Origin of the sequence: Streptomyces bacillaris (assembly GCF_003268675.1) — a bacterium.
GTDB lineage: Bacteria > Actinomycetota > Actinomycetes > Streptomycetales > Streptomycetaceae > Streptomyces > Streptomyces bacillaris.
On sequence record NZ_CP029378.1, the window covers coordinates 5426428 to 5446823 of the forward strand.

At 72.8% G+C, this 20396-nt stretch carries 16 protein-coding genes; 6 read left to right on the plus strand and 10 right to left on the minus strand.

The features are described from left to right. Window positions 1–5: 5 nt before the first annotated feature. From DJ476_RS23540 to DJ476_RS23575, 8 genes are all read right to left on the minus strand, one after another. Window positions 6–1442 (minus strand): hypothetical protein, encoded by a 1437-nt coding sequence (locus DJ476_RS23540; RefSeq protein WP_112491504.1) that lies wholly within the window; start codon window positions 1440–1442, stop codon window positions 6–8. Between the two features lie 462 nt (window positions 1443–1904). After that, window positions 1905–2885 (minus strand): N-acetylglucosamine kinase, encoded by a 981-nt coding sequence (locus DJ476_RS23545; protein ID WP_112491506.1) that lies wholly within the window; start codon window positions 2883–2885, stop codon window positions 1905–1907. Next, window positions 2876–4141 carry a 6-phospho-beta-glucosidase gene (locus tag DJ476_RS23550; protein WP_103418134.1) on the minus strand — a complete coding sequence of 422 codons (1266 nt, stop codon included), beginning with the start codon at window positions 4139–4141 and terminating at the stop codon, window positions 2876–2878. Before DJ476_RS23550 ends, DJ476_RS23545 begins: the two co-directional genes overlap by 10 nt. A gap of 2 nt (window positions 4142–4143) precedes the next feature. Beyond that, window positions 4144–5046 (minus strand): carbohydrate ABC transporter permease, encoded by a 903-nt coding sequence (locus tag DJ476_RS23555; protein WP_093756143.1) that lies wholly within the window; start codon window positions 5044–5046, stop codon window positions 4144–4146. A gap of 3 nt (window positions 5047–5049) precedes the next feature. Then, window positions 5050–5991: a carbohydrate ABC transporter permease gene (locus DJ476_RS23560; protein WP_103418135.1), complete on the minus strand. Its 942-nt coding sequence runs from the start codon at window positions 5989–5991 to the stop codon at window positions 5050–5052. A gap of 6 nt (window positions 5992–5997) precedes the next feature. Further along, on the minus strand, window positions 5998–7329 hold the full coding sequence (locus DJ476_RS23565; protein ID WP_103418136.1) for an ABC transporter substrate-binding protein: 1332 nt from the start codon (window positions 7327–7329) through the stop codon (window positions 5998–6000). Window positions 7330–7391: 62 nt separating this feature from the next. Next, window positions 7392–8597, minus strand: a complete 1206-nt coding sequence (locus DJ476_RS23570; protein WP_103418137.1) for an ROK family transcriptional regulator — start codon at window positions 8595–8597, stop codon at window positions 7392–7394. Between the two features lie 181 nt (window positions 8598–8778). Further along, window positions 8779–9849, minus strand: coding sequence for a mechanosensitive ion channel family protein (locus tag DJ476_RS23575; RefSeq protein ID WP_112491507.1), 1071 nt, complete (start codon window positions 9847–9849; stop codon window positions 8779–8781). Between the two features lie 314 nt (window positions 9850–10163). On the opposite strand from DJ476_RS23575, the gene DJ476_RS23580 reads away from it, so the two are divergent. Then, window positions 10164–10700 carry an HNH endonuclease gene (locus DJ476_RS23580; RefSeq protein ID WP_006124472.1) on the plus strand — a complete coding sequence of 179 codons (537 nt, stop codon included), beginning with the start codon at window positions 10164–10166 and terminating at the stop codon, window positions 10698–10700. Window positions 10701–10774: 74 nt separating this feature from the next. On the opposite strand, the gene DJ476_RS23585 is transcribed toward DJ476_RS23580, so the two are convergent. After that, on the minus strand, window positions 10775–13798 hold the full coding sequence (locus DJ476_RS23585; protein ID WP_112491508.1) for a beta-N-acetylglucosaminidase domain-containing protein: 3024 nt from the start codon (window positions 13796–13798) through the stop codon (window positions 10775–10777). Between the two features lie 349 nt (window positions 13799–14147). Here DJ476_RS23585 and DJ476_RS23590 point away from each other — a divergent pair, with 349 nt between their 5' ends. The 5 genes from DJ476_RS23590 (at window position 14148) to alc (ending at window position 19386) form a co-directional block, all read left to right on the plus strand. Further along, complete coding sequence (locus DJ476_RS23590; protein ID WP_019767083.1) at window positions 14148–14459, plus strand: hypothetical protein; 312 nt, start codon at window positions 14148–14150, stop codon at window positions 14457–14459. After that, complete coding sequence (gene malQ, locus DJ476_RS23595; protein WP_112491509.1) at window positions 14460–16841, plus strand: 4-alpha-glucanotransferase; 2382 nt, start codon at window positions 14460–14462, stop codon at window positions 16839–16841. Between the two features lie 20 nt (window positions 16842–16861). Beyond that, window positions 16862–17092 carry a hypothetical protein gene (locus tag DJ476_RS34630; protein ID WP_019767085.1) on the plus strand — a complete coding sequence of 77 codons (231 nt, stop codon included), beginning with the start codon at window positions 16862–16864 and terminating at the stop codon, window positions 17090–17092. A gap of 163 nt (window positions 17093–17255) precedes the next feature. After that, window positions 17256–18167: a LysR family transcriptional regulator gene (locus tag DJ476_RS23600; RefSeq protein ID WP_103418141.1), complete on the plus strand. Its 912-nt coding sequence runs from the start codon at window positions 17256–17258 to the stop codon at window positions 18165–18167. Window positions 18168–18231: 64 nt separating this feature from the next. Next, a complete protein-coding gene (alc, locus tag DJ476_RS23605; protein ID WP_103418142.1) occupies window positions 18232–19386 on the plus strand; it encodes an allantoicase in 1155 nt (384 codons plus the stop codon). Window positions 19387–19493: 107 nt separating this feature from the next. Here alc and DJ476_RS23610 read toward each other — a convergent pair whose 3' ends face one another. Next, a complete protein-coding gene (locus DJ476_RS23610) occupies window positions 19494–20057 on the minus strand; it encodes a hypothetical protein (RefSeq protein ID WP_112491510.1) in 564 nt (187 codons plus the stop codon). Between the last annotated feature and the right edge of the window lie 339 nt (window positions 20058–20396).

Below are 20396 nucleotides of genomic sequence, written 5' to 3' on the forward strand. Positions count from 1 at the left end.
CCCTCTCACCGGTACTCCGAGAGCCTGCGGTTGACCCCGAGGATCGCGGCGACCGCTCCCAGCACCGCCAGCGCGGCGGCTCCCGTCGGCAGGCCGCGCAGGGCCCCGCGCCCGTCCTCGGCGGCCGCGGTGAACTCGCCCTGCTCATGGGCGAGCGCCTTCCGCAGCGCGGTGTCCACCTGCTGGAAGGACTGCCCCGTGGAGTCCTCGGCCCCGATGATCTGGATCAGCGCACCCTCGTAATCGCCCTGGTCGTCCGTGGCCCGTGCCGTGCGGTGGCGCTCCTGCCACTCGGTGACGCTCCGGGCGGCCTGGGCGACCGGCGCCCGGCCGCGCTCGTCGTCCGCGAGCCGCTCGGCCTGTTTCAGCTGCGCCGCCAGGGCGCTCATGCCCTTGGCGTAGTCCGTCTCGTACTGATCGGCCGAACCGTCGGGGGTCAGCACCGCGCCGCGCGCCACCAGCGTCAGATTCTCGTTGGCCCGCGCCTTCAGGGAGTTGATCCGGGCGTTGTTGAGGACGTCCAGCGACTCCTGACCCTGGGTCATCGCCGCCCGCAGCTCCGCACGCGCCACCGTGTGCCCCACCGCCAGCCAGAGCAGCAGCACCGACGCGGCGGCCGTCGCCACCAGCAGCCCGTGGTTGAACACCCGGTTGGTACGGCGGTAGGTGCGGCGCTGCATCCACACCAGCGCGGCCAGCACCACCACCCCGGCGGCGAGGGAGAGGAAGGGCCAGCGCCGGGCGTCGGCCGCGGCCCGGTCGAGTCGGCCGGTCTCCGCCGCGTACAGCCGCTCGGCGGCCGGCAGCAGCTCGTTGCTCATCTTCTGGTTGGCGTACCGGAGATAGGCGCCGCCCAGCGGCAGCCCCTGCCGGTTGTTGGCGCGGGCCCGCTCGATCAGACCGGTGTAGACGGGCAGCACCTCGTTGAGCGTGGTGATCTCCTGCCCGGAACTGGTCGAGGAGTCCGTGGTGGCCGCCGCCTTCACCAGCAGCCGGGCCGCCTCCTCGATGTCCTTCCGATACTGCTCCTGCACGGCCTTCGGTTCCTGCGCCCCCGCGAGGAAGCCACCGGCCGCCATCGTGTCCGCGTCTGCCAGCGAGCGGTAGATGGCCGCCGCGTCCGCGCTGAGCGGCTGGCTGCGCCCCACCACGTCGTCGGCGGCCGACGCCCGCTGCGAGATTTCCAGCCCGGTCACCGCCCCGAACGCCACGACCAGCAGCGCCAGCACGGCCCCGATGATCCGGAGGCGGCCCGGCTCGGTCGTCGCGGCGGCGCGCAGCCGTCGGCTCTGCACGGACCAGGCCGAGGGGCGCCGCGCGGGCAGGGGCTGTCGGGCCGGGCTTCCGGCCGCTCCGGACTGTGCGGGCAGGCCGACGGGTGGTGCGGGCGCGTGCTCCGGCGCGCGCTGCGTCCCCGGGCCGCCCTGCGGCAGCTGTGTCACTCGACCTCCCCCTCGGTCACCGACGGTCCCCTCCGGCCCCGGCCGACCGGGGCCGGAGCCCGGCCAGAAGTATGGCCGCGGGGAGGGACCTTCACATCACGAACGCCTGGATCCCGCACACATCACGAACGCCTGGATTCCGCACCGGTCAACGCATTCGACCAGTGCGGACGCGGCCGATCAAGGCGATCGGCGCAAGGTGCCCCGAAACATCCCCATAAGCGAACCGGCCCCATCGCCGGTGACGAACCGGCCCCCGTCTCCGGCATCCCCCGGCCGCTCGCCCGCTCCGCCGTCCCCGCCGCTCCGGACCCCCATCAGGTACACGAGCGGGCCGCCTGATCGGTTCCCGCGCCCCTCCGCGTTCCCCCGAACGAGGGGCACCCCGCCGCGAACGCGACGGGGTGCCCGGCAGGTTGTCGTAAGGATCAGCGGGTTGTCGTGGAGGCCGGCAGGCTGCCGTCAGGGTCGGGCGTACTGCTCCCGCAGCCGGCGGTGGACCTCCGGGCCCGCCCCCGTACGGTCCAGGCCCAGCAGCGCGGCCCCCAGCACCGGCGGTTCGGAGACCACCCGCGCCACCGCCTTCGGGGCACGGGCCGCCAGCAGTTCGGCGATCCGGTCGTTCAGCCGGGGGTGGCGTGCGGCCAGCACGCTGCCGCCCAGCAGCACCGGAACCTCCTCCTCCAGCAGGCCGAGCCGGGTGAGCGCCACCGACGCCATCGCCACCACCTCCTCCGCCTGCCGCTCCACCAGCGCGGCGGCCACCGGATCCCCGGCGGCCCCCGTGGCGAACAGCACCGGGGTCAGCTCATGACGGCGGGCCGACGGGATCACCTCTCGGTGCAGCGCCTCGATCAGCGCGTACATCGAGTCGAGCCCGAAGTGGGCCGGCAGCGTATGGGCCAGGTCGGTCGGCTCACCGCGCCCGTCCTCCGCGCGGGCGGCGCACCACAGCGCCTCCTCCGCCAGCCCCCCGCCGCCGCCCCAGTCACCGGAGATCCGGCCGATCGCGGGGAAGCGGGCGGTCCGCCCGTCGGGCACCATGCCCACACAGTTGATCCCGGCCCCGCAGACCACCGCGACGCCCCGGGGCTCGTCCACCCCCGCGCGCAGGATCGCGAAGGTGTCGTTCCGCACCTCCACCGACGTCCCCCACCCCCGGGCCTCCAGCGCCCGGGTCAGCTCGGCCTCCTCGACCGGCAGGTCGGCGTTGGCGAGACAGGCGGAGATGTGGCCGAACAGGCCGGGCTCCGAGGGGAGTTGGGACACCGCCCGGTCCAGGACCGAGCCCAGGACGTCGACCGCGGCCTCCACCCCGACCCGCGGCGGCTGGAAACCGCCGCCCCGGGCCGTGGCCAGGACGGTCCCGTCCGCGCCGATCAACGCCACATCGGTCTTGCTGTTGCCCGCGTCGACGGCGACGACCGGGACGTTCACGCCCACGCCAGATGCTCCCGGTTGTGTGCGATCAGCCGGTCGGTGAGCTGCTCGGCCTGGTCGTACTGGCCGATCAGCGGGTGCGAGAGCAGCGCCTTGAAGACCCGGTCCCGGCCCCCGCGCAGCGCGGCTTCCAGGGCGAGGTCCTCGTACGCCGTCACGTTGGCGATGAGACCGGCGTACAGCGGGTCCAGCGCGGGCACGGCCAGCGGGACCGCGCCGTCGTGGCCCACCCGGGCCTGCACCTCGATGACCGCGTCGTCCGGGAGGAACGGCAGCGTCCCCTTGTTGTACGTGTTCACCACCTGGACCGATGAACCGCCGCCGCCCAGCAGGGAGGCCGCGAGGTCGACCGCCGCCTCCGAGTAGAAGGCGCCGCCGCGCTTGGCGAGCAGCTCCGGCTTCTCGTCGAGCGCCGGGTCGCCGTACATCTCCAGCAGCTCCTTCTCCATCGCCGCGACCTCGGCGGCCCGGGAGGGCTTGGTGCCCAGCTCCCGGACGACCTCGTCGTGGGCGTAGAAGTAGCGCAGGTAGTAGGAGGGGACGACGCCGAGCCGGTCCACCAGCTTCCGTGGCATGTGGAGGTCGTCCGCGATGGTGTCGCCGTGCTCGGCCAGCAGCTTCGGCAGCACGTTCTCGCCGTCCGGGCCGCCCAGGCGCACGCCCAGCTCCCAGGTGAGGTGGTTGAGCCCCACATGGTCGAGGTGGACCTGTCCCGGCTCCACGTCCAGCAGCCGGGCGAACTTGCGCTGGAAGCCGATCGCCACGTTGCAGAGGCCGACCGCCTTGTGCCCGGCCTGGAGCAGGGCCCGGGTGACGATGCCGACGGGGTTGGTGAAGTCGATGATCCAGGCGTCCGGGTTGGTGCGGCGCACCCGCTCGGCGATGTCCAGCACGACGGGCACGGTCCGCAGCGCCTTGGCGAGGCCGCCCGCGCCCGTGGTCTCCTGGCCGACGCAGCCGCACTCCAGCGGCCAGGTCTCGTCCTGGTTGCGCGCGGCCTGTCCGCCGACGCGCAGCTGGAGCAGGACCGCGTCGGCACCGGCGACGCCCGCGTCCAGGTCGGTGGTCGTGGTGATCTTCCCTGCGTGGTCCTGCTTGGCGAAGATCCGCCGCGCGAGACCGCCGACCAGCTCCAGCCGGTCGGCCGCCGGGTCGACGAGGACCAACTCCTCGACCGGCAGCGTGTCACGCAACCGGGCGAAGCCGTCGATCAGTTCAGGGGTGTAGGTGGACCCGCCACCCACTACTGCGAGCTTCATTGTCAGCCCTTTACTCCGGTCAGTGTGACGCCCTCGACAAAGGCCTTCTGGGCGAAGAAGAAGACGGCGATCACGGGGGCCATGACCAGAACGGTCGCGGCCATGGTCAGGTTCCAGTCGGTGTGGTGCGCCCCCTTGAAGGACTCCAGGCCGTAACTGAGGGTCCAGGCGGCCGGGTTCTCGGAGGCGTAGATCTGTGGTCCGAAGTAGTCGTTCCAGGCGGCGAAGAACTGGAAGAGGGCGATGGCAGCGATGCCGGGCTTGGCCATCGGCAGAACGACCTTGACCAGCGTACGGAACTCACCGCACCCGTCCACCTTCGCGGCGTCCAGGTACTCGTTCGGGATGGTCAGCAGGAACTGCCGCAGCAGGAAGATGGAGAACGCGTCCCCGAAGGCCATCGGGATGATGAGCGGCCACAGGGAGCCGGAGAGGTCCATCTGCTTGGCCCAGAACAGGTACATGGGGATGATGACGACCTGCGGCGGCAGCATCATCATGGAGATGACCAGCATCAGGGACAGCTTGCGGCCCCGGAAGCGGAACTTCGCCAGCGCGTACGCCACGGGGATGGACGACACGACGGTCAGGACCGTGCCGACCCCCGCGTACAGCAGGGTGTTGCGCCACCATGTGAGGAAGCCCGGGGTGTTGAAGACGCGTTCGTAGTTGCCCCACTCCCAGGTACGGGGGATGAGGTCGCGGGTCAGCGCCTGCTGGTCGTTCATCAGCGAGGTCAGCACCACGAAGACGAACGGCAGCACGAAGAAGAGCGCGGCGGCGACCCCGAGCGAGTGCACGGCGATCCAGTGCAGCAGCGCCTTGCGCCGGGCGGTGCGGGCGGCGGGTGTGTGCGGGGCCTTCGCCGGGGAGGCGGGGGCGGGCTTGTCGAGGAGCTGGGTCATGGCTCAGTCACCGGCCTGGATCAGGTTGTTGCGGCCCCGCATGAGCAGCGCGGTGAAGGCCATGGCCAGGGCGAACAGGATGAGGGCGACGACACAGGCGGCGCCGTAGTCGAAGCGCTGGAAACCGAGGTTGTAGACGAGCTGGGGGAGCGTCAGTGTCGACTTGTCGGGATAGCCGGGTTCGAAGGACTGGCCCGAGCCGCCGATGACACCGGAGGCGACCTTTCCGGCGACCAGTGGCTGTGTGTAGTACTGCATGGCCTGGATGACCCCGGTGACCACCGCGAACAGCACGATCGGGGAGATGTTCGGCAGTGTCACGAAGCGGAACTTCTGCCAGGCCGAGGCGCCGTCCAGCTCGGCCGCCTCGTACTGCTCGGTCGGCACGTCCAGCAGCGAGGCCATGAAGATGACCATCAGGTCCCCGATGCCCCAGACCGCGAGCATCGTCAGGGCCGGCTTGGACCAGGTGGCGTCGTTGAACCAGCCGGGCGTCGGCAGCCCGAAGTCCCCGAGGATCGCGTTGACCGGCCCGGTGCCGGGGTTGAGCAGGAAGACGAAGGCGAGCGTCGCGGCGACCGGCGGGGCCAGGTACGGCAGGTAGAACAGGGTCCGGAAGACGCCTGTCCCCGTCTTGATCTTCGTGATCAGCAGCCCGATCCCGAGGCCGAAGACGACCCGGCAGGTGACCACGACGACCACCAGCCAGAGCGTGTTCCACAGCGACGGCCAGAACATCGGGTAGTCGCGGAAGACGTACGTCCAGTTCGTCAGCCCGTTGAACGTGGGCGCGCCGAACCCGTCGTACGACGTGAAGGAGAAGTAGACCGTCGAGACCATCGGGTACGCGAAGAAGACCGAGAACCCGATCAGCCACGGCGACATGAAGGCCGCGTTCCGCAGCGCCGACCTGCGGCGCTTGGCGCGGAGGGTGTGCGTCGTCATCGGGGGCTACTTGGCCTTGGCGATGTCGGTGTCGATCTGCTGCGCGGTCTTCTCCAGCCCCGCCTGGAGGTCCTTCACCGCGCCCTTCTCGTACTGGTAGCCGAAGTCCTGGATGGTCAGCTGGTACGCGGCCCCGTTGACGGCCCCGTCGGAGGTGCTGGACTTCGGGTGCTGGGCGATGTCCAGGAAGGTCTTGAAGCGCGGGTCGAACTTCAGGTCCGGCGACTTCAGCGCCGCCAGGGTGGAGGGCACGTTCCGGATGCCGTTGGAGAAGTTGACGACCGCCTCGGTGTCGGTGGTCATGTACTTCACCAGCTCCCACGCGGCGTTCTGCTTCTTGCTGGCGGGGGCGATGCCCACGATGGTGCCGGAGAGATAGCCCTTGCCGTAGCTGTCGGCCTCGTCGTCCGCGACGGGCATCGGCGCGACCCCGATCTCGAAGTCCACCCCGGCGTCCTCGGCCATCCCGAGCCGCCACTCGCCGTCCAGCTGCATGGCCACCTGGCCGGTGTGGAAGGGGTGTTTGGCGCCCCACTCGTCACCGAAGGTGCCCCGGTACTTCTCCAGCTTCTGATAGCCGCCGAGGCTGTCCACCAGCTTCTTCTGGTACGTGAACATCTCCGCGAACGCCGGGTCCGTGGCGAGGGTGGACTTGCCGTTCTCGTCGAAGTACGTGTGGTCCCACGAGGACATGTAGTGGCTGACGACGGTCTCGTAACCGTGGAAGTTCGGCATGAAGCCGAGCTGCTCGTAGGTGTCGCCCTTCTCGACCGTCAGTTTCTTCGCCACATCGGCCAGTTCGGACATCGTCTTCGGCGGCGCGGTGATCCCGGCCTTCTTGAACGCGTCCTTGTTGTAGTAGAGGCCGTAGGCGTCCGTGAGCAGCGGCAGGGCGCAGCGCTTGCCCTCGAACTGGGTGTAGTCGAGCAGGACCTTCGGGAACGTCTTCTCCAGGTCGAGCTTCGACTTCTCGATGAACGGCTCGAGATCGGTGAACGCGCCCGACGAGCAGAACTTGCCGACGTTGGCCGTGGTGAAGGAGGAGACGACGTCCGGCCCGTCCGAACCGCCCGCGCGCAGCGCCTGGTTGAGCTTGTCGTCGTTGATGTTGCCGGAGACCTTCACCGTGATGTTCGGATGGGCCTTCTCGAAGCGGGCGATGTTGTCCTGGACCGCCTTCACCTCGGCCGGTGAACTCCAGCCGTGCCAGAAGTTGATCGTGGTCTTCGCCTTGGGGTCGTCGGTGGCTCCGGCCTCGGACTGGCCGGTACACGCGGTGGCGAGCACCGATATCGCGGCGACGGCGACAGCGGTGGTGGTGAGACGGCTGGTGCGCATGACAAAACTCCCAGGGGCGGGGAAGAGAAGCAGACGACAGGGACGGGCAAGGCGGTGCGGCTTCAGCGCGAGGTGTCGAACACCTCGTCGCGGGTGTCGGCGAGCGCCCGCTCCAGGGCGCCGCGGAGCACAGGGGTGCGGTCGATCTCGCCTAGGACCAGCCGGGGCCGGGAGGCGGCCAGCTCGGCCAGCTCGGACTGGATGAGGGAGCGCAGGATCTCGCCGCCGGCCGCGACCGCGCCGCCGGAGAGCACGATCAGGCCGGGGTCCAGGACGGCGGTGACGGAGGCGAGGCCGGTGGCGAGCCGGTGGGCGTACTGGCCGAGCAGCTCGGTGAGCGCCTCGTCCCGGTCGTACGCCTCCGCCGCCCGGCTCAGCAGTTCGGCGGCGGCCCTGGCGTGCGGCTGCTGCGGGGTGTCGATGCCGAGCGCCCTGGCGAGCCGGGGCACCGCCTGGGCGCCCGCCAGCTCCTGGAAGCCGCCGCTGTTGGCCTTGACGACCTGGCGTACGAGGGGGGTGCCGGGGACCGGCAGGAAGCCGACCTCGCCCGCGCCGCCGGTGAAGCCGCGGTGGAGCCGCCCGTTGATGACGAGGGCGGCGCCGAGCCCCTCCTCGTTCCAGAGCAGGACGAAGTCCTCGTGGCCGCGGGCGGCGCCGAGGCGCTGCTCGGCCACGGCGACCAGGTTGACGTCGTTCTCGTACTCCACCGGCATCGGCAGGGCCGCGGCCAGCTCGTCCAGGAGGGTGGGGGAGTGCCAGCCCGGCAGGTGCGAGGCGTACCGCAGGCGGCCGGTGCCCGGGTCGAAGGCGCCCGGGGTGCCGATGACGATCCGGTGGATGTCGGCGCGGACGAGCCCGGCCTCCTTCACTGCCCCGTCCAGCGCGTCGGAGACCTGCCGCACCACGCTGTCGGCGCGTCGGCCGGGCGTGGCCAGCTCGAACTCCCCGACCACCGACCCGGTCACGTCCGCGACAGCGGCCATGATCCGGCGGCTGTTCACATCGAGCCCCGCCACATGCGCGGCGCGCGCGTTCACCGTGTAGAGCTGCGCGCTCGGCCCGGGGCGCCCCTCGCTGGTCCCGGTGGCCACGACCAGCCCGGCCGCCTCCAGCCGGGCCAGGAGCTGCGAGGCGGTGGGCTTGGAGAGGCCGGTGAGCTTGCCGATCCGGGTCCGGGAGAGCGGTCCGTGCTCCAGCAGCAGATCGAGGGCGGCCCGGTCGTTCATGGCCCGCAGCACCCGGGGGGTGCCCGGAGTGGTTCCCGTCATCGTGGATGCACCCGCCTCTGTGAGCAGCTCCGCCGGCCCGCACGGACTCTGTTAGGAAACTTTCCTATCCTGGGAAGGACCGTAAGGCGCAGCTCACCGGGACGTCAAGGGGCGCCCCACCGGTTCGGTGGGGCGCCCCTTCTTGTGCCTGCGTTCGCGGTTGTTCCGCTGACCCGTGCTCCTAAGGATGCTTGTTCAGGTTCGCGGGCGGTATCGGTGCCGTCGCCAGGGACTGAGGGGAGACGGCGGACGCGTACGCCGAGGGGGCGGCCATGCCCGCCGCCGGGTCCGCCGCTCCCTCGCCGTCCGCCTGGGTGGGCACCGGACCGATCATGCGGATGCCCGCGTCGTCCAGTGCCCGCTTGATGCGCCAGCGCAGCTCGCGCTCCACGCCCACAGACTTGCCGGGCATCGTCTTCGCGGTGACCCGGATCGTCATGGAGTCCAGCAGGACCGCGTCCAGGCCGAGCACCTCCACCGGGCCCCACAGCCGCTCCGACCAGGGCTCTTCCTTCGCCATCGCCTCGGCGGCCGTGGTGATCGCCTCGCGGACCCGCTCCAGGTCCTCCGTGGGGCGCACCGTGACGTCGACCCCGGCGGTGGACCAGCCTTGGCTGAGGTTGCCGATCCGCTTCACCTCACCGTTGCGGAGGTACCAGATCGCGCCGTTCTCGCCGCGCAGCTTGGTGACCCGCAGGCCCACCTCGATCACCTCACCGGAGGCCACACCCGCGTCGATCGTGTCCCCGACCCCGTACTGGTCCTCCAGGATCATGAAGACGCCGGAGAGGAAGTCCGTGACCAGGTTGCGGGCGCCGAAACCGAGCGCCACACCGGCGACACCGGCCGAGGCGAGCAGCGGTGCCAGGTTGATCTTGAAGGCCCCCAGGACCATCAGCGCCGCCGTGCCCATGATCAGGAACGAGGCGACCGACCGCAGCACCGACCCGATCGCCTCCGAGCGCTGGCGTCTGCGCTCCGCGTTCACCAGGAGACCGCCCAGCGCGGTGCCCTCCACGGCCTGGGCGCTGCGGTTCATGCGGTCGATCAGATTGGTCAGGGCGCGCCGGATCAGATAGCGCAGGGTGATCGCTACCGCGATGATCAGCAGAATCCGCAGACCGGTGCTCAGCCACGTGGACCAGTTCTCCTCGACCCAGCCCGCGGCGTCCCCGGCCTGCTGGGCGGCTTCTTCGAGCGAACTGCCCGGCTCGGGGGACGGCGCTGCGGCCAACAGGGCGGACAGATACACGACGGGGCCTCCAGAGGGCGAACGGCTGACCGACAAGAGTAACGAAGCCGGGGGAGCGGATCGTTGCCGTCGGCGGGGGAGAGACAGGTCTCACCGGGGACGGCCGCGCTGTGCCGATCGCACAGTGCGCACGGCCGCGCTGGTGAGGCGCCTGTCCGGGGCCGGGCGGGGCACATGACGCCGTGAGGGTGAGAAAAATCCTCCCGGCCCGTTACCCCTACGTGGTGGCGCTTTGACCAGGCATGAGGAGAGACTGAGATCGGAATCGTCCCGGCGCGAGCCACGCGCCGCCGGCGTACAAGGAGGCATCCACCGTGCCGCATGTCCTGGTTCTCAACGCGTCGTACGAGCCCCTCGGCGTCGTACCGCTCCGCCGCGCGCTCGTCCTCGTCCTGGAGAACAAGGCGATCTGCCTCGAGGAGTCCGGCGCCTTCCTGCACAGTGCCACCCGTGCCGTGCCCGCTCCCAGCGTGGTCCGGCTCAAGCGTTTCGTCCGGGTCCCCTACCGGGGGCCCGTCCCCCTGACGCGCCGGGCGCTCTTCGCCCGGGACGGGGGGCGCTGCATGTACTGCGGGGCCGCCGCGACCAGCGTCGACCACGTGATCCCGCGCAGCCGCGGTGGACAGCACGCGTGGGACAACGTGGTGGCGGCCTGTCGCCGCTGCAACCACGTCAAGGCCGACCGCCATCTGCCGGAGCTGGGGTGGCGGCTGCGCCATCAGCCCGCCCCGCCGACCGGCCTGGCCTGGCGGATCATCGGGACCGGACACCGGGACCCGCGCTGGCTGCCGTACTTGCAACCGTTCGGCGCGGACGACGTGATGGCCCGGATCGACGGCGTTTCCGCCTGAGACCGGGCCTTCGTCGTCCCCCGCCCCGCGTCCCCGGTCCCCCGTCCGGCGGACGTCCGGCGGAAGTGGGTGCGTCAGTCCGCCGGTGCGTCGGTCCGTGGCGGGGCCTCGGCCACCGCGTACGCCTCCACCGACCAGAGCGAGTAGCCGTACTCGGTCGCCCGCGCGTCGCCCTGCACCCGGATGAACCGGGTGTCCTTCGCGTCCATCCGCACCGACTCGCGCCCGCCCCGGCCCTCCCGGACGGTCGCGGCGGTGCGCCAGGTGCGCCCGTCGGCGGAGGTCTGGACGCGGTAGGCGGAGGCGTACGCGTCCTGCCAGGAGAGCACCACCTGCCCCAGCCGCACCGGGCGGGGCAGCTCGGCCTGCCACCACGCGCCGTCCTCCACGGGCGAGGACCACCGGGTCTCCGGGTCCCCGTCGGCGGCGGCGGAGGCCGGGAAGTCCGGGGTCTCGTCGCCGGAGGAGGAGGCCGTGGCCGTACGGAGCAGATCCGGGCCGCCGGTCCGGGGGAAGGCCCGCACGGTCAGGGTCGACTCCTGGCCGCCGAAGGTCAGCGGAACCTCGTACTCACCCGCCGGGGTGTCCGCCGGAACGGTGATGTCGACGGGCACTTCCGTACGGGATCCACGCGGCACGGTCGTCTGCTTCGGGAGCCGCACCTCGATGCCCTTGGGGGCCTTCGCGGTGAGCGCGCCCTTCACCTCGGCCGGACGCCGCCCGGCCAGCCGTGCCGCCACCCGCTGGGGTTCCCCGCCGATCTCGGCATCCGTCTCGCCCCGGGCCAGGTCGAGCACGGCGTCCGGCTCGTCCCCGAACCACGGCACCAGGGCCCGCAGCTTCGGGGTCCCCGCCGGGATCGCCGGGGCCGGGGGCAGGCTCGGGCTCAGATAGGAGGGCGGCGCGGTCCGGGCGGCCTCCGGCAGCGTCACCCGTACGGCGTCGGCGCGCAGCCCCTTCGCCGCGGTCTGGGTCCAGCCGCTCGGGGAGAGCTGCCCCAGCGCCCGCCAGCCCTCGCCCGGAACATGGGCCTCCACCACCGCGCCGGTCAGCCCGGAGCCGGGCTCGGCCAGCGCCGTCACGGCCTCCACCGGGCGGGTCCGCTCCAGCCGCACCGTATAGCTGTGGCTGTCCTTGGTGACCCGGCCGCTGGTGCGGTCCACACCGTTCCAGCCGTCGGCGGTCTTCTCGACCCGGTCCAGGAAGGGGTCCAGCACGCCCTTGCCGACCGTGGCCCGCCCCGCCGCGATCTCCTGGCGCAGCGGCTCCAGCGCCAGCAGGGCCCGCCAGGCCCCCGCCCCGTCGCCGCCCGCCTGGGCCTGGAGCAGGTCCACGGCCAGCTCACCGGCGTGGCCGTAGCGGGCCAGCTGCTCGGTCCACGGGCGCACCTCACCGGCCAGCCGCCCGTCGGCCGGGCCGGCCAGGCGCTCGGGGGTCTGCCGCATCACGGAGAAGGCCGCCCGCAGCTCGCGCGCCGCCCGGTCGCGTACCGGGGGCGCGGCCGCCCGGGACTGCCAGAACGCGGCGAAGAGGGGCTGCAGATACGCCGACTCCTCCGCGCCGAGCACCGAGTCCGCACTGTTGCCCGCGAGCGCCCGCAGCGCCTCCCGGGCCCCCGCGTCCCCGCCCGCCAGATCGTCGATCGCCGCCCGCCAGGACTCGTCCGGGCGGTACCCCTTCGGGTTCCAGGCGAAGTCGGCGGCAGTGAAGAGCGGGATACGGGAGGCGGCGGCCTGCTCCATCGCGTTGGCCAGCAGTGCCGCCGAACCGCTCGCCACCGCCGGGTCCCGGCCGGTGTACGGGCCGAGGAAGATCCGGTCCTGGGCGTAGTCGTTGACCGGGTAGTTGTCCATCGTCACCAGCGGGTGGCGGAACGCGGCGCGCGCCCCGGCCAGCTCACCGCCGGTGATCTTCTTCGGGACCACCCCGACGCCCGTCCAGGCCACCTGCACCCGGTCGTCCAGCTCGGCGGCGAGCGCCGTGCGGTAGTCGGTGGCCCCGTCCTGGTAGAACTCCGTCGGCAGCACCGACAGCGGGGCCGCGCGCGGATGGCGCTCCTCCAGATGGCGCGCCACCGCCCCGGCCACCCTCGCCTGGGCGCGGGCCGCCGCCTTGGGTCCGCTGCCGAACGTCTCGGCGTCCAGGTCGCAGTGCCACTCGCTGTAGCTGACGTCCTGGAACTGGAGCTGGAAGACCCGCACCCCCAGCGCCCACATCGCGTCGATCTTCTTGGTCAGCGCCCGGACGTCCTGGTCGGAGGCCATGCACATGGCCTGACCGGGGGAGACCGCCCAGCCGAGCGTGACGTGCTCGGCCTCCGCCTTCCGCGCCAGCGCCCGGAAGTCGGCCCTCCGCTCGGCCGGGTACGGCTCGCGCCAGCGGGCCAGCCGGTAGGGGTCGTCGCCCGCCGCGTAGAGGTACCGGTTCTGCTTGGTGCGGCCCATGAAGGCCAGCTGTGCGAGCCGCTCCTCCTGGGTCCAGGGCTGTCCGTAGAACCCTTCGGCCATGCCGCGTACGGCCGTGCCCGGCCAGTCCCGCACCACGACCCCGGCCACCGCGCCGCCGCTCACCAGCTGCCGCAGGGTCTGGACCGCATGGAACAAGCCGTCCTCGCCGAGCCCGTCCAGCGCCACCGTGGCGCGCCCGCCGACCTCGCCGGAGGCGAGCCGGTAGCCGCCGGTGGGCAGATCGGCGCGGTCGGGCGCGCGCAGCGCCCGCAGGGCCTCACCGGCGCCCGGACCGCCGATCCGGATCAGCGGCCCGCGCCCGGGAAGGCTCTCGTGCACGGTCGTGACCCCGGCGTCGCGGAGCAGGGAGCGCAGCTCCGCCACGGCGTACGGATCGGCGTCCGGCGCGGCGACGACGGTGGCCTCGGCGCCCAGCGGCACGGCCGGGCCGGTGGCCCTGATGCTCTGCGGCCGGGGCCAGACGGCGGGCGGCTGCGCGTTGTCGGCACGGTCGGGGGAGGCGGCGGGGGGTTTGCCGGGGTCGGCGGGGGGAGCGGGCGCGGCGGTGGCGGCCGGGGCGAAGGGGCTCAGCAGCCCACCGATCACGGCGACGGCCACGGCCGTGGCCTGCTTCCTGCGCCCGAACCGCACGTCGCGCTCCCTCGAAAGGCCTGACTGGGGTCCGAGCCCACCACCCGGGCGCGAGGGTGTCAATGCGCATGGCTGATCTGCCGGATTTGCCGGGAATAGTGACATCTTCGTGCCTGGTGGGACTGGTGTGGCCGACGGGAATGGCTGAAAACGGCTGATACCTGCCGCACGGGGGAACGGAATGTGACCTAGGGCACGTTGGGCTCGTTGTCCGAGGGTGTACGCCGTCGCCCGAAGGTGTACACCGCCGTCACGACGCCATGTGTGACGGGTAGGTCACGTCCAGGTCTGCGCCCGCGAGGTCTGGGTAGGCCCTCAAGGTCCTGTTCTCCACGGCCAGGAGGCCACCATGCCCGCATCCGCGCAGCTTCTGCTCTCCGCCCTCTCCAAACAGGTACCCGCCCAAGCCGATCCCGCACCGCTCACCAGCGCACCGCCCCTCGCCGATGTCGCCCACCTGATCAGCGGACCCCCGATCGCCGACCTCTCCCTGCTGCTCGGCGAGTCCCCCTACCCCGACGCCGCCCCGCTCACCAGCGAGCCCCCGCTCGCCGATGCCACCCCGCTCACGAGCGAGCCACCGCTCGCCGCCGTCGCCCCTCTGACCAGCGAGCCGACCGCACCCGGCACCGCAGGGGGCATGGAGTTCCCAGGAGTCTGAATGGGCTTGTCCCGGCTCGCCGCACTGCACGGTGTCGCCACCTCCTACTCCCCGTCCCCGGATGCCACGGTGTCCGTCCCCGACGACACGGTCATCGCCGTGCTCGCCGCGCTGGGCGTGGACGCCGGTACTCCGGAGGCCGTACGGAGGTCGCTCGTCGCCACGGAGTCCCGCTCGCGCCTGCTGCCGCCGACCGTGGTGGTCTGGGCCGGTGAGCCACTGCCGCCCGCACTGACCGGACTGCCGCCCGGCTCGACCGTCAGGGTCGAGCCGGAGCCGGCGGCCGGGGGCGGGAGAGCCCCGGGGTCCGGACCGGTCACCGGAACCGGGGGCGTCGGACCCGCGCGGGCCGCCGGATCCGCGCAGACCGCCGGGCCCGCGCCGGAAACGCCCGGTGAGGCCGCCGCGCCTGTCGGGGCCGCGCAGGCCACCGGAGCCGGAACCGGAACCGCCGCACCCGTGCAGACCCCCGGGCCCGCGCCGGACGTGCCCGCCGGACCGGCGCAGGCCACCGCACCCACGAGTGCCGCCGGACCCACGAGTGCCGCCGGACCGGAGACCGGAACCGGAACCACCGGGGGCACTGTCCCCCGTGATCCCGCCGCCCCCGCCGGTTGGACCCAGCCTCCGTACGGGATCCACCGCCTCCACGTCCGTACGCCCGACCACCACGAAGCCACCGCCACCCTGGTCGTCGCCCCGGCCCGGGTCCCGCAGCCGCCCGAGCGCACCCACGGCTTCCTGGTCCAGCTCTACTCCCTGCTCTCCGCCCGCTCCTGGGGCATGGGGGACCTCGGGGACCTGGCCGACCTCGCCGCCTGGGCCGGGCGCACCCTCGGCTCCGGGTTCGTCCAGGTCAACCCGTTGCACGCGGCGTTCCCCGGCCGCCCCACCGACCCCTCCCCGTACCGCCCCTCCTCGCGCCGCTTTCCCGACCCCGTCCATCTGCACGTCGAGTCCATCCCGGAGTACGGGCAGCTCCACGACCGGGCCCTCCTGGACGACCTCCGCCAGGACGCCGCCGCCCTCAGCGAGGCCGTGCTCAACAAGGGCGCCCTGATCGACCGGGACGCCGTCTGGGAGCTGAAGCGGCAGGCCCTGGAGCTGATCGCGGAGGTCCCGCTCACCCCCGGCCGCCGCGCCGCCTACTGCGACTTCCTGGCCGAGCAGGGCCGGGCCCTGGAGGACCACGCCCTCTGGTGCGCCCTCGCGGAGGAGCACGGGCCCGACTGGCACGCCTGGCCCGAGCCCCTGCGCGACCCCCGCTCCCCGGCCACCGCCCGCGCCCGCGCCCGGCTGCTGGACCGGGTGGACCTCCACTGCCGCCTCGCCTGGCTGACGGCCACCCAGCTGGCCGACGCCCAGCGGGCCGCCGAGGACGCCGGGATGGAGATCGGGATCGTCCACGACCTGGCCGTCGGGGTGCACCCGGCGGGCGCCGACACCTGGGCCCAGCGGGACGCCTTCGCCCACGGCATGTCCGTCGGCGCGCCCCCGGACGCCTTCAACGCCCGCGGCCAGGACTGGGGGCTGCCGCCCTGGCGCCCCGACGCCCTCGCCGCCACCGGCTACGCCGCCTTCCGGGGCCTGCTGCGCGGCCTGCTGGCCCACGCGGGCGCCCTGCGCATCGACCACGTCATGGGCCTCTTCCGGCTCTGGTGGGTGCCCGAGGGGCGCCCGCCCACCGACGGCACCTATGTCTCGTACGACGCCGAGGCGATGCTCGCCGTCCTCGTCCTGGAGGCCCACCGCGCGGGCGCGGTCGTCGTGGGGGAGGACCTGGGCACCGTCGAGCCCGGCGTCCGCGAGGCGCTCGCCCGGCGCGGGGTGCTCGGCACCTCCGTGCTCTGGTTCGAGCGCGACTGGGACGGCGACGGCCGCCCGCTGGCCCCCGAGAAGTGGCGGCAGGACTGCCTCGCCACCGCCACCACCCACGATCTGCCCTCCACCGCCGCCCGGCTGACCGGCGATCATGTGACGCTGCGCCACCGCCTCGGCCTGCTCACCCGCACCCTGGAGGAGGAGCTGACCGAGGACGTCACGGGCACCGCCGAGTGGCTGGCGCTCCTCGCCCGGCTGCGGATGCTCCCCGAGGGCGACGGCGACGAGCCCGCCGCCGTCCGCGCGGTCCACCGCTTCCTGGCCGCCACCCCCGCCCGGATGATCGGCGTCTGGCTCCCCGACACCGTGGGCGACCGCCGCCCGCAGAACCTCCCCGGCACCTGGGACCAGTACCCCAACTGGCGGCTGCCGATCGCGGACCTGGAGGGCCACCCCGTCACCCTGGAGGAGATCACCGCCTCGCCCCGCCTGCACGCCCTGATGGAGGTCCTGCGCCCCCGGAGGTCCCGTACGGCACCCCCGGGCGAGCGCCCCGTCTAGCCGTTCGCTACGTTGGCACCGTGGACAAGAAGAACGCTAAGCGCGCCGGCGTCGTTGCGGCCGGGACGACGCTGATGATGATGCTCATGTCGACCCCGGCACTCGCACTCGTCCGGGACGACGGTGACGACCCGGGGCCGGGCCTCAGCGCGATGGAGACCATCGGCCTCTACGTCGTGGCGCCCATCGTGATCTTCCTGGCGATCACGGCCCTGGTCATGGTCCTGGACAAGTCCAAGAAGCAGGTCTGACCCGCAGGCGTACGCGGGGTGCGCCGCCGGTAGCAGCTACCGCGCGGCGCACACGCATGTCCGGCGCAGGACGGGGCGGAGCCGGGCGAGGCGTGTCCGGACGGGGCGTGGCCGGACGGGCCGGGGCGGCTCCCGCCTTGTGCTCCCCGGGTAGGTTGCGGCCATGACCGAGTGGGACGTCAAGAAGCTCCGCATCCTGCGCACCCTGCGCGACCACGGCACGGTGACGGCGACCGCCGAGGCGCTCCTGATGACCCCCTCCGCCGTCTCCCAGCAGCTCACCAACCTGGCCAGACAGCTCGGCGTGGAACTCCTGGAGCCGCAGGGCCGCCGGGTCCGCCTCACCGATGCCGCCCACCTCGTCCTGCGCCACGCCGAGGCGGTCTTCGCCCAGCTGGAGCGGGCCGACGCCGAACTCACCGGCTATCTGCGCGGCGAGGCGGGCGAGGTCCGGGTCGGCGCGTTCTCCACCGCCGTGCCTGCCCTCGTCGTCCCCGCCGTGCGGCTCCTGCGCGCCGAGGAGCGCCCGGGACCCGACGTACGCGTACGGGAGGCCGAGGCGGCCCAGGCGTACGAGCTGCTCACCGCGGGCGAGGTGGACCTGGCCCTCTCGCTGGCCGCCCACGCCCCGACCGCCCGCGACCCGCGCTTCTCCCTCTTCCCGCTGCTGGCCGACCCGCTGGACGTGGCGCTCCCGGCCGCCCACCCGCTGGCCGGTGCGCCCGCGCTGCGCCTCGCTGACCTGGCCGCCGACCGCTGGATCTTCGGCGGTTCGGGCCCCTGGTCCGAGATCACCACGGCCGCCTGCGAGGCGGCCGGCTTCGTCCCGGAGCAGGCCCACAGCGCCGCCGGCTGGACCGCGATCCTCGCCCTGGTCGAGGCGGGCATGGGCATCGCGCTCGTCCCCCGGATGGCCTCCCGGGGGCAGCGGCCGGAGGGCGTGGTGACCCGGGTCCTGGAGGCGGACCAGCCGCGCCGCCATGTGGTGGCGGCGGTCCGGCACGGGGCGGAGAGCGGCCCGGCGGTGGCGCGGGTGCTCGGGGCGCTGACCCGGATCGCGGAATCATTCAGTTGAGATGAACGGTATCTGCGGAAACTTTCGATGGACCTGATGGGTCGGTCGGCGCGAAGGTAGGGGCATGACCTTCGACGCGAGCGAGACCACATTCCAGAACCCCGACACCGACCCTCATGCCAATGACGCCGCGCCCTACGGCGGCGGCGACCCGTACGCCGACTACCGGGAGGCGGGCGACCTCCCCTTCACCGAGCTGGTCGACCTCGCGGACCGCCGCCTGGGCGCGGGCGTGATCGCCGCCAACGACGAGTTCTTCGCCCAGCGCGAGAACCTGCTCCTGCGCGAGCGCGCCGTCTTCGACCCCGAGCACTTCGGGCACAAGGGCAAGATCATGGACGGCTGGGAGACCCGCCGCCGTCGCGGCGCGGACGCCGACCACCCCTTCCCGGCCCCCGAGGACCACGACTGGGCGATCGTCCGCCTCGGCGCCCCCGGCATCGTCCGCGGCCTGGTCGTGGACACCGCCCACTTCCGCGGCAACTATCCTCAGCGCGTATCGGTGCAGGCCACCGCCGTCGACGGCGCCCCGGGCCCCGAGGAACTGCTCGCCGACGACGTGAAGTGGGAGGAGATCCTTCCGCCCACCCCCGTACGCGGCCACGCGGCCAACGCCTTCGAGATCGCCGGCGGCCGCCGCTACACCCACCTGCGCCTCTGCCAGCACCCGGACGGCGGCATCGCCCGCTTCCGCGTCCACGGCGAGGTCGTCCCCGACCCGGCCTGGATCGCCGCGCTCGGCACGGTCGACCTGATCTCGGTCCTCAACGGCGGGACGTACGAGGACGCCTCCGACCGCTTCTACTCCTCACCCACCCAGATCATCCTGCCGGGCACCTCCCGCAAGATGGACGACGGCTGGGAGAACCGCCGCCGCCGGGTCCGCGACACCAACGACTGGGTCCGCTTCCGCCTCCCCGCCCAGGGCGCGGTCCGCGCGGTCGAGATCGACACCGCCTACCTCAAGGGCAACTCCGCCGGCTGGGTCGCCCTCCAGGGCCGCAACGGCGAGACCGGCGAGTGGTTCGAGATCATCCCGCGCACCCGCCTCCAGCCCGACACCCTGCACCGCTTCGTGCTGCGCGCCCAGGCCGTCGTCACCCACGTCCGCCTCGACGCCTTCCCCGACGGCGGGGTGGCACGGATGCGGCTGCACGGCAGCTTCACGGAGTCCGGCACCGCCGAACTGACCCGCCGCTACGAGGAGTCGGGCGCGTGACCCCGTACCCCCCTGAACCACGGCCCCCCAGTTCCCGCCCGGCGGACGGCTGCGCTCCTGCGCCCGCCCGCCGGGCGGTTTCCAGACCTCCCGGCGAGGCACGCGGCTCAGGCGGCGTACGCGGAGAACCGCAGCGTCTGGGCCAGCACCCGCCAGGTGCCCCACGCGAAGGCGCTGTTCGCCGTGTTGCAGAACGCCTTCTCCGTGCAGTCCGTCGGCCGGTCCTGCCAGGCGTGGACGGTCAGGGTGTGGAAGCCGAGCGTCCGCGAGAACGCGAAGCGGATGTGCATCCCGGCGCCCAGTTGGTGGCCCGGGAGCGAGTTGATCTGGAAGAAGTCGTTCCCGATGTACTCGACCTCCACCGGATTGCCGCCCAGCAGCTCGCACCGCGCCCCCGCCCGGATCCGCCCCGCACAGCCGCCGCTCACCGGGAAGAGCCAGAAGCGGTCGGTCAGCTGCTGCCGGACCTCGTGCGCGCCGGTGAAGGGGTGCAGCCCGAGGCTGTACCCGTACGTGTAGAGGTCGTAGCACCCCACCGGGCCCACCCGGCAGTCGGCGGGGGCCTTCGGCGCGGGGGACTCCGGTGCGGGGGCCTCCGGCGCGGCTGACGGGCCCGCTAGCAGCCCCGCGCACAGGGCCAGCACGACCGGTACGGAGGCGGTGCCGGGCATCGACCCTCCCGTGGCCTGCGTCCGGAGCTGCGACGACCCTTCGGACCCTAGGGCCTCTCGTATGGATCATGCCGGGCTCGCGGGGTCCGGCACGCGCATCTGCGGCGTTGTCGTCAATCACCAACTTCCCCAAGCTCTCGGCTTCGCTCGAGCAGGGGAGACCCCATCGCGTTGCCTCAATCCTCCGCCTTGCAGCTACACGCACCGGACCCCGCTCCCTGATCCGGCCTGATCCATACGAAAGACCCTAGGCCACGGGAGACCACCCCGCGCGCGGACGTACGGCAAGCGCGGGCGCACCCATGCACACGGGCGCAAGCCGAAGAGCGCAGTCGAACG